The sequence below is a fragment of the Cupriavidus sp. GW822-FHT06G04 genome, assembly GCF_058799075.1.
On record NZ_JBXALD010000007.1, the window covers coordinates 1 to 14,555 of the forward strand.

At 61.7% G+C, this 14,555-nt stretch carries 17 protein-coding genes; 15 read left to right on the plus strand and 2 right to left on the minus strand.

From position 1 onward, the window contains the following. Positions 1-100 precede the first annotated feature (100 nt). Genes AC1RKI_RS16530 through AC1RKI_RS16545 form a run of 4 tightly spaced genes read left to right on the plus strand, consistent with a single transcriptional unit; the run spans position 101 to position 3,401 of the window. On the plus strand, positions 101-1,102 hold the full coding sequence (locus AC1RKI_RS16530; RefSeq protein ID WP_341248803.1) for an RluA family pseudouridine synthase: 1,002 nt from the start codon (positions 101-103) through the stop codon (positions 1,100-1,102). 57 nt (positions 1,103-1,159) lie between these two features. Then, positions 1,160-1,819, plus strand: a complete 660-nt coding sequence (locus tag AC1RKI_RS16535; protein ID WP_061957884.1) for an HAD-IA family hydrolase — start codon at positions 1,160-1,162, stop codon at positions 1,817-1,819. Then, positions 1,812-2,195: a Rieske (2Fe-2S) protein gene (locus tag AC1RKI_RS16540; RefSeq protein ID WP_150981836.1), complete on the plus strand. Its 384-nt coding sequence runs from the start codon at positions 1,812-1,814 to the stop codon at positions 2,193-2,195. The genes AC1RKI_RS16535 and AC1RKI_RS16540 overlap by 8 nt, the downstream gene beginning before the upstream one ends. A 39-nt stretch (positions 2,196-2,234) precedes the next feature. Then, positions 2,235-3,401 carry a S49 family peptidase gene (locus AC1RKI_RS16545; protein ID WP_222156574.1) on the plus strand — a complete coding sequence of 389 codons (1,167 nt, stop codon included), beginning with the start codon at positions 2,235-2,237 and terminating at the stop codon, positions 3,399-3,401. A 69-nt stretch (positions 3,402-3,470) separates the two neighbouring features. Here the strand turns inward: AC1RKI_RS16545 and AC1RKI_RS16550 are convergent, their stop codons facing one another. Further along, entirely contained in the window at positions 3,471-4,202 is a 732-nt protein-coding gene (locus AC1RKI_RS16550) for an SAM-dependent methyltransferase (protein ID WP_227459177.1), read from the minus strand. Between the two features lie 3 nt (positions 4,203-4,205). Continuing rightward, positions 4,206-4,805: a Maf-like protein gene (locus AC1RKI_RS16555; RefSeq protein WP_061957891.1), complete on the minus strand. Its 600-nt coding sequence runs from the start codon at positions 4,803-4,805 to the stop codon at positions 4,206-4,208. Positions 4,806-4,962: 157 nt separating this feature from the next. Between AC1RKI_RS16555 and AC1RKI_RS16560 the strand changes: the two genes are divergently transcribed. From AC1RKI_RS16560 to AC1RKI_RS16610, 11 genes are all read left to right on the plus strand, one after another. Continuing rightward, a complete protein-coding gene (locus AC1RKI_RS16560) occupies positions 4,963-5,580 on the plus strand; it encodes a YceD family protein (protein WP_251165257.1) in 618 nt (205 codons plus the stop codon). 122 nt (positions 5,581-5,702) lie between these two features. Next, entirely contained in the window at positions 5,703-5,882 is a 180-nt protein-coding gene (gene rpmF / locus AC1RKI_RS16565; protein ID WP_008644820.1) for a 50S ribosomal protein L32, read from the plus strand. 191 nt (positions 5,883-6,073) lie between these two features. Beyond that, positions 6,074-7,153 (plus strand): phosphate acyltransferase PlsX, encoded by a 1,080-nt coding sequence (gene plsX, locus AC1RKI_RS16570; protein ID WP_061957893.1) that lies wholly within the window; start codon positions 6,074-6,076, stop codon positions 7,151-7,153. A 77-nt stretch (positions 7,154-7,230) separates the two neighbouring features. After that, positions 7,231-8,211: a beta-ketoacyl-ACP synthase III gene (locus AC1RKI_RS16575; RefSeq protein ID WP_492794891.1), complete on the plus strand. Its 981-nt coding sequence runs from the start codon at positions 7,231-7,233 to the stop codon at positions 8,209-8,211. 73 nt (positions 8,212-8,284) lie between these two features. Continuing rightward, on the plus strand, positions 8,285-9,220 hold the full coding sequence (gene fabD, locus AC1RKI_RS16580; protein ID WP_227459179.1) for an ACP S-malonyltransferase: 936 nt from the start codon (positions 8,285-8,287) through the stop codon (positions 9,218-9,220). A 19-nt stretch (positions 9,221-9,239) separates the two neighbouring features. Then, entirely contained in the window at positions 9,240-9,992 is a 753-nt protein-coding gene (gene fabG / locus AC1RKI_RS16585) for a 3-oxoacyl-ACP reductase FabG (protein WP_061957896.1), read from the plus strand. 169 nt (positions 9,993-10,161) lie between these two features. Beyond that, the gene (acpP, locus tag AC1RKI_RS16590; protein ID WP_008644813.1) at positions 10,162-10,401 is read left to right on the plus strand and encodes an acyl carrier protein; all 240 of its coding nucleotides are present in this window, start codon (positions 10,162-10,164) and stop codon (positions 10,399-10,401) included. Between the two features lie 205 nt (positions 10,402-10,606). Next, positions 10,607-11,839: a beta-ketoacyl-ACP synthase II gene (gene fabF / locus AC1RKI_RS16595; protein WP_061957897.1), complete on the plus strand. Its 1,233-nt coding sequence runs from the start codon at positions 10,607-10,609 to the stop codon at positions 11,837-11,839. 255 nt (positions 11,840-12,094) lie between these two features. Then, a complete protein-coding gene (gene rpoE, locus AC1RKI_RS16600) occupies positions 12,095-12,694 on the plus strand; it encodes an RNA polymerase sigma factor RpoE (protein WP_061957898.1) in 600 nt (199 codons plus the stop codon). 106 nt (positions 12,695-12,800) lie between these two features. Next, positions 12,801-13,457 carry a sigma-E factor negative regulatory protein gene (locus AC1RKI_RS16605; protein WP_084004062.1) on the plus strand — a complete coding sequence of 219 codons (657 nt, stop codon included), beginning with the start codon at positions 12,801-12,803 and terminating at the stop codon, positions 13,455-13,457. 8 nt (positions 13,458-13,465) lie between these two features. Continuing rightward, a complete protein-coding gene (locus tag AC1RKI_RS16610; protein WP_227459181.1) occupies positions 13,466-14,548 on the plus strand; it encodes a MucB/RseB C-terminal domain-containing protein in 1,083 nt (360 codons plus the stop codon). Positions 14,549-14,555: the final 7 nt, after the last annotated feature.

The following is a 14,555-nucleotide window of genomic DNA, read 5'->3' on the forward strand; positions in this document are numbered from 1 at the left end:
AAATATGGCTGGCATTTCGATCGGGTTCGCGCCAAACATCGCTACACAGGTCGTGCGTCACCGGTCTTTGGCCGGGAACGGCCGGGAAATTATATTGAAAATGAATGAGTTACGCCATCAAATTGAAACGGAGCCGCAATCGCGCCCCAGCGGCCTCCAGGTGGCGTATGTCACGGTGGACGAAAAATCCGAAGGGCAGCGCATCGACAACTTTCTGTTGAAGGTTGCCAAGGGCGTACCTAAAAGCCATATCTACCGTGTCTTGCGTTCGGGCGAAGTGCGCGTGAACAAGGGGCGCATAGACGCAACCTATCGTTTGCAGTTGGGTGATATTGTCCGGATTCCGCCGATGCGCGTGGCGGAAAAGCCGGCCGAATCGGCCCAGTTCGTGCCGACCGGCGAATTTCCGATCCTGTTCGAGGATGCCCAGTTGCTGGTGATCGACAAGCCCGCGGGCGTTGCGGTGCATGGCGGATCGGGCGTGGCTTTCGGCGTCATCGAACAACTGCGCCGCAGCCGTCCCGAAGCAAAATTCCTGGAACTGGTGCACCGGCTGGATCGGGAAACGTCCGGCGTCCTGGTATTGGCCAAGAAACGTGCCGCGCTGGTCAACCTGCACGAACAGATCCGCGGCAACGCCATGGACAAGCGATATTTCGCCTGTGTCGCGGGGGAGTTTCCGAATGCCCGCCAGCATGTGAAGTTGCCCTTATTCAAATACAGCACGCCCGAAGGGGAACGCCGCGTACGCGTGCAGGCGGATGGCTTGCCGTCACATACCGTTTTCAACCGCGTGAAAGCTTTCCAGGGATATACGTTGCTGGAAGCCGAACTGAAAACCGGGCGCACGCATCAAATTCGCGTGCATTTGCAATCCAGCGGATTTCCGATCGTCGGCGACGACAAGTACGGCGACTTTGCGCTCAACAAGGCGCTCTCGCGCAGTGGCGCGCGACCCGGTATCAAACGGATGTTCCTGCACGCGCACCGCCTGACCTTTACGCACCCGGCCACTGGCGAGCCCATCACCGTGTCGGCGACACTGCCCGCCGAATGTGTTGATTTTCTGCAACAATTGCAGCAACTCGGCGACGCGTCTTGATAGACCGCATTTGCCGCGCTGTAGCAGTCACATTTTTCGCATCGACCAAGGACCTCAATGGCCAGGCAGCGCTTCGACCTGATCGTGTTCGACTGGGATGGAACCCTCATGGATTCCACGCCTACTATCGCCAAATGTATTCAACTGGCCAGCCGCGACCTTGGGCTGCCGGTGCCGGATGACAGCGCGGCCAGCCACGTCATCGGGCTGGGACTGAAGGATGCGCTGTCATATGCCGTGCCGACCCTCGATCCCGCCGATTATCCGCGGCTTGCCGAGCGCTATCGCTATCACTTCCTGACCCGCGATGCCGAATTGGTGTTGTTTCCCGGCGTGCGCGAGATGCTGGAGGCGCTGCATACCGAGCATTATTTCCTCGGTGTGGCGACGGGCAAGACGCGCGTGGGACTCGAGCGCGCGCTGGCCAGCACCGGCCTCGGCCAGCTGTTCGACGCCACCCGTTGCGCCGACGAGACGTTTTCCAAGCCACACCCGGCCATGCTCCACGAGCTTACGCGCGAGCTCGGCCAGGATATCGGTCGTACGGTGATGATCGGCGATACCACGCACGACCTGCAAATGGCGCAGAATGCCGGCGCGCATGGGCTGGGGGTTTGCTACGGCGCCCACCCCGCCGATTCGCTGCGCGCAATGTCGCCCGTGCATTGCGCCACATCCATTGCCGATCTCCAGGCCTGGCTGCTCGAACATGCCTGACATGCAGCACGGGGCGCGTCATCTGTGCGCCGCCGAGGTTTTGGTCGACGGCGGCGCCGGCGTCAGGTTTGCCGTTCGGTTCGGATCGCGCGAAATCAGCGCATTTGTGATCCGATACGACGGTGCGGTCCACGGCTATCTGAACCAGTGCGCACATGTTCCGATGGAACTGGATTGGCAGGAAGGGCAGTTCTTCGATAGCGCGGGCCTATACTTGATGTGCGCGACACATGGCGCGACGTACGCGCCCGATACCGGCCTTTGCGTGAGCGGTCCATGCCGTGGCGCCACGTTGGCGAAACTCCGAGTCGAGGAAATCGAGGGGGCTGTGTTCTGGTTCCCCGAGGCGCCTTTTTTTCCACCCGATGCCGATTAGCGGGATCGGGTTTGTCGTCTGACATTTGAGTTCATTTGCATGACAGAACAGCAAAAACCGCCATCGCAATCCAATCCTCCGGGTCAATCGGACGAGAACGCCTCGGAGCGCGCCGCAAGCGGCGAGAAGCTGGAGACGGTGCAGCACGCGGACTACCCCTTGGAGCACGATCTGAAGGCGGGCGACGCCGCCGCGCGCCGCGAAGCCGAGGAGCGCCGTGCACGGATGTCCGGCAAGGCGCCCGGGCCGGTCGGCGGTCAAGCCGCGGGCGGATGGGAGCGGGACGTTCTCGAAAAGGTATTGATGGCCAGCCTGCGCGAACAGCGCGCGGCGCGGCGCTGGAAGATCTTCTTTCGTCTCGTCGGTCTCGCGATCATCGGCCTGATCGTGTTTGCTGTGATCGATTTCAAGGGCGATGCGCTGACCAGCACGACCGGCCGCCACACGGCCATGGTCACGCTGGACGGTGAAATCGCCGCCGGCACGCCGGCCAGTGCGGAGTCGATCAACGCCTCGCTGCAAGCGGCCTTCGCCGATGCCAGCGCTGCCGGCGTGATCCTGAAGATCAATTCACCTGGCGGCTCGCCGGTTCAGGCTGGCATGATCAACGATGAAGTGCATCGTTTGCGCAAGATCTACCCGGATAAGCCGTTCTACGTCGTGGTGGAAGAAATGTGCGCTTCGGGCGGCTATTACGTGGCGGCCGCGGCCGACAAGATCTATGTCGACAAGGCAAGCATCGTCGGATCGATCGGCGTGTTGATGGACGGATTTGGTTTCACAGGCCTGATGGACAAGCTCGGCATCGAGCGCCGGCTGTACACGTCCGGCGCCAACAAGGGGATGCTCGATCCGTTCTCGGCGCAGGTGCCGCGCCAGAAGGCGTACGCGGAATCGATGCTCAAGGAAATCCATCAGCAGTTCATCAATGTGGTCAAGGAAGGCCGCGGTGATCGGCTCAAGAACGATCCGGAAATGTTCTCCGGGCTGTTCTGGTCTGGCGAGCGCGCTGTGGAGTTGGGGCTGGCCGACGGCCTGGGCAACGCCGACTACGTGGCGCGCGACCTGTTCAAGGCCGAAGACATCGTCGACTACACGGTGAAGGAGAACATTGCCGAGCGGGTGGCCAAGCGCTTTGGCGCGGCCATGGGCTCTGCTGCAATGAAGATGATGCTGATGAGCAGCAGCAACCAGGTGATCCGCTGATCGATCGGGGTACCGGCATTTGATGGAAGAAAGCCCCCGGATCCGAGGGGCTTTCTGCTTTTTTGCTTACTATTGGGCCAGTAGCGAAAATATGGCCGGCCGCTTGTGCAGATCGATACGATCGGGCCGCCATGCCGAGATCGGCAAGGTGACGATCGTTTCGGTGGGCAGCGTCAGATCCACCGCGATCGACAGCAATGTGGCGCCGGCGCAATGCTGCCGCAACGCTTCCAGAAGCGCGCCATTCCGATAAGGTGTTTCGATCCAGACCTGCGTTTGCTGCGCCTTGCGCGAGCGCTGCTCCAGATCGCGCAGCCGCTTTGCGCGCTCGTCGGCATCGACCGGCAAATAGCCGTTGAACGCGAAGCTCTGGCCATTCAGGCCCGATCCCATTACCGCCAGCAGGATCGAACTCGGGCCCACCAGCGGGCGCACCGTGATGCCCCGTGCATGCGCGAGCCGCACCAGATCGGCACCCGGGTCCGCGATGGCCGGCACGCCGGCTTCGGACAGCAGCCCGCAGTCGCGTCCCGCTGCGATCGGGTCGAGCAGCGCGGCGATCGCAGCGGACTTGGTGTTGACGTTCAGTTCACGTATCTCGATCTGCTGAATGGCATGCGCAAGGGGCGCGGTTTCGCCGAGTTTTTTCAGAAATGCGCGTGCCGTCTTGGCGTTTTCGGCGGCGAAGTAGTCGAGCCGGGCAGCTATCTGCTGGACACCGACCGGAATCACGTCCATGACCGGATCGAACTCGTCGCGTTTGCCGAGCGTGTTGGGAATGAGATAAAGGGTGCCGCGCATCGGTCAGGCTCCAAAGAACGTGTAGCCAACGCGACGCAGCATGCCGGTCAACGCGATCAGCGGCAGGCCGATCAGGGCGGTGGGGTCGTCCGATTCCACCCGCGACAATAGCGCGATGCCCAATCCCTCGACCTTGGCGCTGCCCGCGCAATCGTACGGGGTCTCCGCGCGCAGATAGGCATCCAGTTCGGCGTCGGAAAGGTCGCGGAACGTGGCGTGCGTCTGCACATCGGCCAGGTGCGATGCGCCGGTTCGCGTGTCGAGCAGGCATAGCGCGGAGTGAAAAGTCACAGTTCTGCCGCGCATCAACTGCAATTGCGCCAGCGCCTTTTCATGTGTGCCAGGTTTGCTGATTTGTACGTTGTCCAGTGTGCACACCTGATCGGAGCCGATCACCAGCGCGCCGGGGTGACGTGCTGCGATGGCCTCCGCCTTGAGGCGCGACAGGCGCAGCGCGGTGGCGTCGGGTCGCTCTCCAGCGAGCGGCGACTCATCGATATCGGGCGACGCCGTTTCGAACGGAATGCGCAGGCGCGACAGCAACTCGCGCCGGTAGGGGGAACTGGACCCGAGGATCAGGGGAGGGCGGGCGTCGGAGGACATGGAGATAGTGGCCGGAAAACTGCTTTGACGAGGATACGTCGCCGGTATACTTTGACGACGCTTCAATTCGTAACGTATAATCGCGCGTTTGGCTGCACAGGCACATTCGGTTGCCGCACAGTGTGGCAAACAAGGCATTTTCTGCGAATCAGCCGTTATGAGTCAGCTGACCCAGTCTGCGGCGTCCGCCCCAGCATTCGATCTGCGTGAAACCGATCTCTTTGCCTTCTGCCGCAAGGGTGGCAATGTGGCGGGCGAGGTGCAGGTGCGCGATTTGCCGCGCATCTTAGCCGAGACGGCCCCGGATGCGCCAGCAAGCGCGCCGCACGAGGCCTTTGCGTACACGCTGACCGGTTTTGTTCGCGAGGAAGCGGTGGCCCCCGGCGCGCCGGTGTCGCAACGGCTATTCATCGATGTGACGGTGAACGGCCGGGTTTGGCTTGATTGCCAGCGGTGCCTGACGGTATATCCAGAACCGATCGCCACACAGATGCGTTTCGAGGTTGTCGCCAGTGAAGCCGCCGCCGACGCGGCGCCGATGGACGACGACGAACTCGACGTGTTGGTCGGGTCGAAGAAGTTCTCGACCCTGGAATTGATTGAAGACGAAGTGCTGCTGGCTTTGCCAACCGCACCGAAGCATGTGGTCTGCCCGGTGGTGCACGAATCGCTCGTGACCGGTGCGGACGGCGAGGTGGAGCCTGAGGCTGCACCCGAAGAAGAAAAGCGGCCATCGCCCTTTGCGGCGCTGGCTGGCCTGAAGACGAAGCATTGACGCTGCGCGACAGCAGCCGATGCGGCGTTTTCACCGTAGCTAGTCAAGCATCCGGCCGGGCCCCGGCTACGCCTCGTGCAGGATGCGTGTGTTAATATCGCAAAATTCTCGAAGGAGTCATCATGGCTGTTCAACAGAACAAGAAGTCGCCGTCCAAGCGCGGCATGCACCGTTCGCACGATCATCTGTCGGTTGCGCCCCTGGCGGTCGAGCCGACCACCGGCGAAACCCACCTGCGTCACCACGTGAGCCCGAACGGCTACTATCGTGGTCGCAAGGTCATCAAGACCAAGAACGACTGATCAGTCGTCTGGCGTGACCCTGTGTCTCGCTCGCGCACGTTGTCAGGTATGAAACAGGAAAGCGGCAAGCTCGTTGCCGCTTTTTTGTTGGGCGCTCGGCGCCCGCGCGGCAACGTATCCGCGCGTCCGGCTGGTTGCGTCTGCGCGCACCGATGCGGCGGAGGCCGGCGCGCTTTCCGTATCAGGAAACAATGACGATCAAGCTCGCTATCGACTGCATGGGCGGCGATCACGGAGTCTCCGTGACGGTGCCGGCGGCGATCAGTTTTCTTTCCCGTCACGACGACGCCGAGATGATCCTGGTCGGCCTGCCCGAGGCCATCGGCGCGCAGCTCAAGAAGCTGCACGCATCGGATCATCCGCGCGTAAGCATCGTGTCGGCAACCGAGGTCATCACGATGGATGACCCGGTGGAAGTGGCGCTGCGCAAGAAGAAGGATTCTTCGATGCGCGTTGCCGTCACCCAGGTCAAGGAAGGCAAGGCCGGCGCCTGCATTTCCGCCGGCAATACCGGCGCGTTGATGGCGGTGTCGCGCTATGTGCTCAAGACACTCGAAGGCATCGAGCGTCCTGCCATCGCCACGACCATTCCAAACGAGCAGGGCTGGGGTACCACGGTGCTCGATCTTGGCGCCAACGCCGATTGTGAGCCGGAGCATCTGCTCCAATTCGCGCGGATGGCGGAGGCCATGGTTGCCGTGGTCGATCACAAGGATCATCCCACCGTTGGCCTGCTCAATATCGGCGAAGAAGTCATCAAGGGCAACGAGGTGGTCAAGGCCGCCGGAGAACTGTTGCGCGCTTCGGAGCTGAACTTCTACGGCAACGTGGAAGGCAACGACATCTTCAAGGGCACGACCGATATCGTCGTATGCGACGGCTTTGTCGGCAACGTGGCGCTCAAGAGCACCGAAGGTCTGGCCAAGATGATCGGCAGCATGATCAAGGAAGAGTTCACGCGGTCGTGGTTCACCAAGCTGCTTGCGGCCGTGGCCATGCCCGTGCTGTCGCGCCTTGCCCGCCGGCTGGACCCGGCGCGCTATAACGGCGCGTCGCTTCTGGGGTTGCGCGGGCTGGTGATCAAGAGCCACGGATCTGCCGATGCCCATTCTTTTGAGTGGGCGATCAAACGCGGGTATGATGCGGCCAGAAATGGCGTCATCGAACGCATTGCAAAGGCCTTTGCCAACAAGTCCGGCGCCGCAGGCGCCGCGACCGGCGGCCCGGAGACAGACGCACCGGACCCTCATTCCGATACCCGTGCCGCTTGAAGCGGTGCGCCCGCCAAGGGTGCGCGGCTGAAGCGTTCGTATTCAGCGGCCGGTGGACACCACGATCCGACAATTTCATGACCAAGTACGCAAAAATCATCGGTACGGGGAGCTACCTGCCTCCGCGTCGCGTCACGAATCACGACCTGGCGGCGCAGCTTGCCGAAAAGGGCATCGAAACCAGCGACGAGTGGATCGTCTCGCGCAGCGGCATTTCGGCGCGCCACTGGGCCGAGTCCGATGTCACGGCGAGTGACCTGGCCGTCAAGGCCGCGGAGCAGGCCATCGCCGCCGCCGGCATCGAGCGTCAGGATATCGACCTGATCATCGTCGCCACTTCCACGCCCGATTTCGTCTTTCCCAGCACGGCCTGCATCGTGCAGAACAAGCTTGGCATTACTAATCATTGCGCGGCGTTCGACCTGCAGGCGGTGTGCTCGGGTTTTGTCTATGCGATGTCGACCGCGGACAAGTTTATCCGCAGCGGTTCGCACAAGAACGTGCTGGTGATCGGCACCGAAGTCTTTTCGCGCATTCTGGATTTCAACGATCGCACGACCTGCGTGCTGTTCGGCGACGGCGCTGGCGCCGTGGTGTTGAGCGCGTCGGACGAGCCCGGCATCCTGTCGTCGGCCATGCATTCGGACGGCAGCCATGTTGGCATCCTGTGCGTGCCGGGCAACGTATCGGGCGGCGCCATTACCGGTAACGCTTTCCTGCACATGGATGGCCAGGCGGTGTTCAAGCTGGCCGTAAATGTGCTCGACAAGGTTGCGCGCGAAGCGATTGCTGCGGCCGAGTTGAGCGCGGAAGACATCGACTGGCTGATTCCCCACCAGGCAAATATCCGCATCATGCAGGGCACGGCCAGGAAGCTCGGCTTGCCTAGCGAACGCATGATCGCCACGGTGCACGAACACGGCAACACGTCGGCGGCCTCGATTCCGCTGGCGCTCGATGTGGCGGTGCGCGACGGCCGTATCAAGCCGGGTCAGACCGTGCTGATGGAAGGCGTGGGCGGCGGCTTTACCTGGGGTGCGGTGCTGCTGCGCACGTAATATGCGGCCGGCGCGTGGCGTGGCAAATGCCGCGCACCGTTCGACACAATGAATAGCTAGGACTGGATTTCCGATGAAATTCGCATTCGTTTTCCCCGGTCAGGGTTCGCAGTCGGTCGGCATGCTCAATGCATTTGCCGACAATCCGGTAGTTCGCGCCACGCTGGAGGAAGCTTCCAGCGCCCTCGGCCAGGACCTTGGCAAGCTGATTGCCGAAGGCCCTGCAGAGGAACTGAATCTGACGACGAACACCCAGCCGGTCATGCTGACCGCTGCTGTGGCCGTGTATCGCGCATGGCTCGATGCGGGCGGACCGCCGCCGGCGCTGGTGGCGGGCCACAGCCTGGGCGAATATTCGGCGCTGGTTGCCGCCGGCGTGATTCCATTTGCCGATGCCGTGCCGCTGGTCCGTTTCCGTGCGCAGGCGATGCAGGAAGCCGTGCCCGTCGGCGAAGGTGGCATGGCGGCGATCCTCGGTCTGTCCGACGACGACGTGCGCGCTGCCTGCGCCGAGGCGACGGCAGCCGGCGCCGGCGTGGTGGAGGCAGTCAACTTCAATGCCCCGGCCCAGGTCGTCATCGCCGGTCACAAGGCCGCGGTGGAAAAATGCTGTGAAATCGCCAAGGGCAAGGGCGCGAAGCGCGCGCTGCCGCTGCCGGTTTCGGCGCCGTTTCATTCGTCGCTGCTCAAGCCGGCCTCGGATCGACTGCGCGATCGCATGGCAGACCTCGCATTTTCGACACCGTCGATTCCGCTCGTGAACAACGTCGATGTCGCCATTGTCAGCGATCCGGCACAGATCAAGGATGCGCTGGTGCGCCAGGCCGCTGCGCCGGTGCGCTGGGTCGAGTGCGTGCAGAAGATGGCCGCCGAAGGTGTCACGCATGTGGTCGAGTGCGGTCCCGGCAAAGTGTTGGCCGGCATGACCAAACGCATCGACGGCAATTTGGTAGGCGGTGCAATATTCGATCCGGCGTCGCTGCAGGACACGCTGGCGCTGCTGAAGTAAAGCGAAGGAACCACAGAATATGACGAACAAGACTCTGGACAATCAGGTGGCGCTGGTGACCGGCGCCTCGCGGGGCATCGGCCGCGCGATTGCGCTGGAACTCGCCCGCCAGGGTGCTACGGTGATCGGTACGGCCACGAGCGAAGCGGGCGCGGCGGCCATCGCTGAATATCTTTCTGCCGAGGGCCTGAAAGGCCACGGCGTTGTTCTGAATGTCAACGACGCGGCGCGATGCGAAGCCGTGATCGATGAGATCGTCAAGGCCCACGGTGGTCTGGGCGTGCTGGTGAACAATGCCGGCATCACGCAGGATCAACTCGCCATGCGCATGAAGGACGACGACTGGACGGCGGTCATCGACACGAATCTGACCGCGGTGTTCCGCCTGGCGCGCGCCGTGCTGCGTCCGATGATGAAGGCCCGCGCCGGCCGCATCATCAACATCACTTCTGTAGTGGGCTCTACCGGCAACCCCGGCCAGATGAACTACGCCGCCGCGAAGGCGGGCGTGGAAGGCATGAGCCGCGCGCTGGCCGCTGAGATCGGCAGCCGCAACGTGACGGTCAATTGCGTTGCGCCCGGTTTCATCGACACCGATATGACCAAGGTTCTGTCGGAGGAGCAGCATGCTGCACTGAAGACGCGCATTCCTTTGGGCCGCCTTGGTCAACCGGAAGACATCGCCAATGCGGTGGCTTTCCTTGCCGGTCCGCAGGCCGCTTATATCACGGGCACTACGCTGCACGTGAACGGTGGCATGTACATGAATTGAGTGTGTCGGCTCCCTTCAGTTTCGATGGAGAAGCTGAAAGAAGCCGGCTGAAGCTTTTGTTTTTGAAACCAAACGGGCGCGATTCTTGCAAAGCTTGGCAGGCGGCTTCATTTTGGTCCAAACCTGCTAAAATGCGCCCACTTTTTGTCGAACTTCCCTGGAGGGTTACATGGACAATATCGAACAACGCGTCAAGAAAATCGTGGCTGAACAGCTTGGCGTGGCCGAGGCAGATATCAAGAACGAATCGTCGTTCGTGAATGATCTCGGTGCGGACTCGCTGGACACGGTTGAACTCGTGATGGCGTTGGAAGATGAATTCGGCATGGAAATTCCCGATGAGGAAGCCGAGAAGATCACGACCGTGCAGCAAGCCATCGACTACGCTACCGCGCACGTCAAGGCCTAAGCCGTCATCTTCGCATTCCGAGCCACAGAAGGCGCAGGGATGGGGCTGCTGTAGCCCTGTCATGCCGTTTTCTGTGGCTTTCGTCTGTTCGAAGAAGCAGAATCGAAACGCCTTCGCCCGGCCCGGCCTGATATTCATGTATCGGCAGGGGGCCGCAAATGCTGAGCCAATTCGAAGCTGTTTCACGCACTCGTAGGAAAAAATAGTGAGCCGTCGTCGCGTCGTTGTCACTGGGCTTGGCCTTGTGTCTCCCGTCGGAAACACGGTTGCCGAAGGCTGGGCCAATCTGGTCGCTGGCAAGTCCGGCATCGCCACCGTTACCAAATTCGATCACTCCGCCCTGGCTGTGCATTTCGCCGGCGAAGTGAAGGGCTTCAACGCCGAGGAATACATCCCGGCCAAGGAAGCCCGCCATATGGATACGTTTATCCATTTCGGCATCGCTGCAGGCTCGCAGGCGCTGAAAGACAGCGGCCTGGAGATTACCGAGGCCAACGCCGAGCGCATCGGCGTGCTGGTTGGCTCGGGCATTGGCGGCCTGCCGATGATCGAAGAAACGCAGATGGAACTGCATAACCGCGGTCCCCGTCGCATTTCGCCCTTTTTCGTGCCCGGCTCGATCATCAACATGATCTCCGGCCACTTGTCGATCATTCACGGCATGAAGGGTCCTAACCTCGCGGCCGTGACGGCTTGCACCACCGGCCTGCACAGCATCGGCCTTGCCGCCCGTCTGATCCAGGCCGGCGACGCCGACGCCATGCTGGCCGGCGGCGCAGAATCGACGGTCTCGCCGTTGGGCATCGGCGGCTTTGCCGCGGCGCGCGCACTGTCGACGCGCAATGACGATCCGGCAACCGCTTCGCGCCCGTGGGATAAGGACCGCGACGGTTTCGTGCTGGGCGAGGGCGCCGGCGTGATGATGCTGGAAGAATACGAGTCCGCGAAGGCGCGTGGCGCGCGCATCTATGCCGAACTGGTCGGTTTTGGCATGAGCGGCGACGCGTTCCACATGACCGCGCCGAACACCGACGGTCCGCGCCGTTGCATGGTAGCCGCGCTCAAGAACGCTGGCGTCAATCCTGACGAAGTCAGCTATCTGAACGCGCACGGCACGTCGACGCCATTGGGCGACAAGAACGAGACCGATGCCATAAAGCTGGCGTTTGGCGATCATGCCTACAAGATGGTGGTCAATTCGACCAAGTCGATGACCGGGCACTTGCTCGGTGGCGCGGGCGGTCTCGAATCCGTCTTCACGGTGCTGGCCATCCACAACCAGGTGTCGCCGCCGACCATCAATATCTTCAATCAGGACCCGGAGTGCGATCTCGATTACGCGGCAAACACGGCGCGTGACATGAAGATCGACGTCGCAGTCAAAAACAACTTTGGCTTCGGCGGCACCAACGGCACGCTGGTCTTCCGCCGCGTCTGATCCTGCGAAGAGACGATCGTCAGGATGCCGGGGCCTTGTTGCCCGCCCCGGCCAATTCGCGTTGCCGTCGGGTTGATTTCTGACAGAGAAAGGTTGCACGACGGTGCAACCAACCCTCCGATGCCGGAACCTAAGTGCGAAGCTACAGTCACACCATGCGCTTCGCGGCACCCGGGGCCGCCATGATCGTAGGTAAAATACAACGCTTGTCGTGACGACAAAACCAAGAGATACACTGCAGCAGGTGAACCATTCGTGAGCGAGCGCGAAGCCGATCAGCTTCTAGTTGAACGCGTCCAACAGGGCGACAAGCGGGCCTTTGAACTGCTGGTGACCAAGTATCACCGCAAGATCATTCGCCTGATTTCGCGCCTTGTCCGGGACCCCGCAGAGGTGGAGGATGTGGCGCAAGATGCCTTTATCAAGGCCTACCGCGCGCTTCCCCAGTTCCGGGGTGAATCCGCCTTCTACACGTGGCTGTACCGCATTGCCGTCAACACCGCGAAGAACTACCTTGCCACGCAGGGGCGCCGCCCGGAATCGTCGAGTGACATCGATGCCGAAGAGGCTGAAACTTTTGCGGACGGTGAGCAACTAAGGGATATCAATACGCCGGAGTCCATGCTCCACACGCGCCAGGTAGCCGATACAGTGAACCGCGCGATGGAGGCATTGCCGGAAGAATTACGCACTGCCATCACGCTGCGCGAGATCGAAGGTCTCAGTTACGAGGAGATCGCGGAGGCGATGGGGTGCCCGATCGGTACGGTGCGTTCGCGAATTTTTCGGGCGCGCGAAGCGATCGCCGACAAATTGCGGCCCTTGCTGGGAACGGCAGAGGGAAAGCGGTGGTAAGTGAGAATGTCGTGCAGCCAGCGTTGCAGCCTATTCCTGCATCGATAAACGACAAGCGGTAGAGACGGGATTTATCGGTGTTCAATGGAATTTCTTGGGGTTGGAAATGGGTCAGGCTCATAAGCAGTCGGTTCATGTAATGGAAGCGGCGGAACAGATTTCTGTTCTGGTGGATGGCGAATTGGCTGCGCACGAAGTCGACGCGGCGATCGGACATGCCAAGGGCGATGCCGGTATGGCCGAATGGTCGATGTACCAGTTGATCGGTGACGCCTTGCGTTCCGAAGAACTCACGCACGCGGGCTCGACTGAAGATTTTCTTTCCCGCTTTTCCGCGCGTCTCGATGCCGAGCCTCACGTGCTCGTGCCAGCGGTGGCCGCCGCGGGGCGTCATCGTTTGCTGGTCCGTCCGTCATGGGTGCGTCGTGTCGTCCCCGGCACGGCCATCGCGGCCGCGGTTGCGGCGGTGAGCTGGGTCGTAGTGCCGCAGATGCGCGGTCCTGGCGACGCAGGCGCGCCCGATGCCATCGTGGCCCGTGTCGAGCAGAATTCCGCAGCGCCATTGAAGGCCGGTGTGCAGGCCGCGCCGGCGGCGAGCGGGATCCTGACGGTTTCTGCTGACAATGCGCAGATGATCCGGGATCCGCGGCTCGATGAATACCTGCGCGCCCATCGTACTTCTGTTGCAACGGATGCGTTTGTGCCGACCATGCGGGCGGTGGCCAACGGCGCCAATTTCTCCCAGGATAATTCGCAGGAATAATGCCGGACATGCATAAAGGACGGTCGTCCGCCAACGTAGCGGACGTACACGGAAGGAAGGGCCTGCGCAGGTCCTTTTTTCTGGCCTTGTGTCTGACTGCTGCCGCTGCCACAGCGCAGCCGTCTGACGATACGCTGACCCGCCGCGACGCCACCGCGTGGCTCAACAAGATCCACCGTGCGGCGCAACGCGAAAACTACGTCGGGACCTTGATCTATCAGCGCGGCAGCGTTATGCATGCCTCGCGCATCCAGCATTACAGCGATCTCGTTCACAACGAGTACGAACGCCTTGAGACCCTAGACGGCAAGCCGCGTGAAGTACTGCGTCAAAACGATGTCGTGCACAGTCTGATTCCCGAGGCAAAGCTCGTCGTGGTGGAGAAGCAGGAGGCAAAGGATCGCTTCCCAGCGCTGCTCGCGACCAACAAGGGCGATGTGCTGGATCTGTACGACATGCGCAAGCTGCCCGGCGAACGTGTCGCTGGCGTCGAATGCGAAGTGTTCGCGCTAGAGCCTCACGACTCGGCCCGTTACGCGGTCCGCTTATGGGCCGACAAGAATTCCGGCCTGCTGATGCGCGCGCAGACCATTGGCGAAAGCGGCAAGGTGCTTGAGCAGGTCGCGTTCTCGCAAGTGGACATTGGCGTGCCGTCGGAGAAGCAGCGCATTCTCGGCGCGATCAAGAGTGCAAGCTCTTGGAATCACTACGAGGTCACCTACCAGCCCGCAAACATTGTGGAGGAAGGCTGGGCGATCAATACACCGATCAAGGGCTTCCAGAAGATCCGCGAGGTCCGCCGGCCGCTTGGCGAATTACGGGCGCCTGCACAGGGCAGCAAGCCCGCTGGTGTGTTCGAAGTATTGCAGGTGGTCTACAGCGATGGCCTGACCGGCTTGTCCGTCTTCATCGAGCCCGTTTCCGAGCAACGCACGCGTCGCGAGGGCATCGCGTCGCTTGGCGCCACGCAGGTCGTGGTGCGCCGGGTCGCCGATTTCTGGATAACTGTGGTGGGTGAAGTGCCGGCCGCAACGGTCAAGCAGTTTGCGGCTGGCGTCGAGTATCGGCCGCCTCCCAAGACAGTACACTGAACAGATT

Excerpts from the sequence above, each read along its gene's own strand:
- AC1RKI_RS16530 (WP_341248803.1), top strand. The coding sequence starts at position 101 with ATGAATGAGTTACGCCATCAAATTGAAACGGAGCCGCAATCGCGCCCC.
- AC1RKI_RS16535 (WP_061957884.1), top strand. The coding sequence starts at position 1,160 with ATGGCCAGGCAGCGCTTCGACCTGATCGTGTTCGACTGGGATGGAACC.
- AC1RKI_RS16540 (WP_150981836.1), top strand. The coding sequence starts at position 1,812 with ATGCCTGACATGCAGCACGGGGCGCGTCATCTGTGCGCCGCCGAGGTT.
- AC1RKI_RS16545 (WP_222156574.1), top strand. The coding sequence starts at position 2,235 with ATGACAGAACAGCAAAAACCGCCATCGCAATCCAATCCTCCGGGTCAA.
- AC1RKI_RS16550 (WP_227459177.1), bottom strand. The coding sequence starts at position 4,202 with ATGCGCGGCACCCTTTATCTCATTCCCAACACGCTCGGCAAACGCGAC.
- AC1RKI_RS16555 (WP_061957891.1), bottom strand. The coding sequence starts at position 4,805 with ATGTCCTCCGACGCCCGCCCTCCCCTGATCCTCGGGTCCAGTTCCCCC.
- AC1RKI_RS16560 (WP_251165257.1), top strand. The coding sequence starts at position 4,963 with ATGAGTCAGCTGACCCAGTCTGCGGCGTCCGCCCCAGCATTCGATCTG.
- rpmF (WP_008644820.1), top strand. The coding sequence starts at position 5,703 with ATGGCTGTTCAACAGAACAAGAAGTCGCCGTCCAAGCGCGGCATGCAC.
- plsX (WP_061957893.1), top strand. The coding sequence starts at position 6,074 with ATGACGATCAAGCTCGCTATCGACTGCATGGGCGGCGATCACGGAGTC.
- AC1RKI_RS16575 (WP_492794891.1), top strand. The coding sequence starts at position 7,231 with ATGACCAAGTACGCAAAAATCATCGGTACGGGGAGCTACCTGCCTCCG.
- fabD (WP_227459179.1), top strand. The coding sequence starts at position 8,285 with ATGAAATTCGCATTCGTTTTCCCCGGTCAGGGTTCGCAGTCGGTCGGC.
- fabG (WP_061957896.1), top strand. The coding sequence starts at position 9,240 with ATGACGAACAAGACTCTGGACAATCAGGTGGCGCTGGTGACCGGCGCC.
- acpP (WP_008644813.1), top strand. The coding sequence starts at position 10,162 with ATGGACAATATCGAACAACGCGTCAAGAAAATCGTGGCTGAACAGCTT.
- AC1RKI_RS16605 (WP_084004062.1), top strand. The coding sequence starts at position 12,801 with ATGGGTCAGGCTCATAAGCAGTCGGTTCATGTAATGGAAGCGGCGGAA.
- AC1RKI_RS16610 (WP_227459181.1), top strand. The coding sequence starts at position 13,466 with ATGCATAAAGGACGGTCGTCCGCCAACGTAGCGGACGTACACGGAAGG.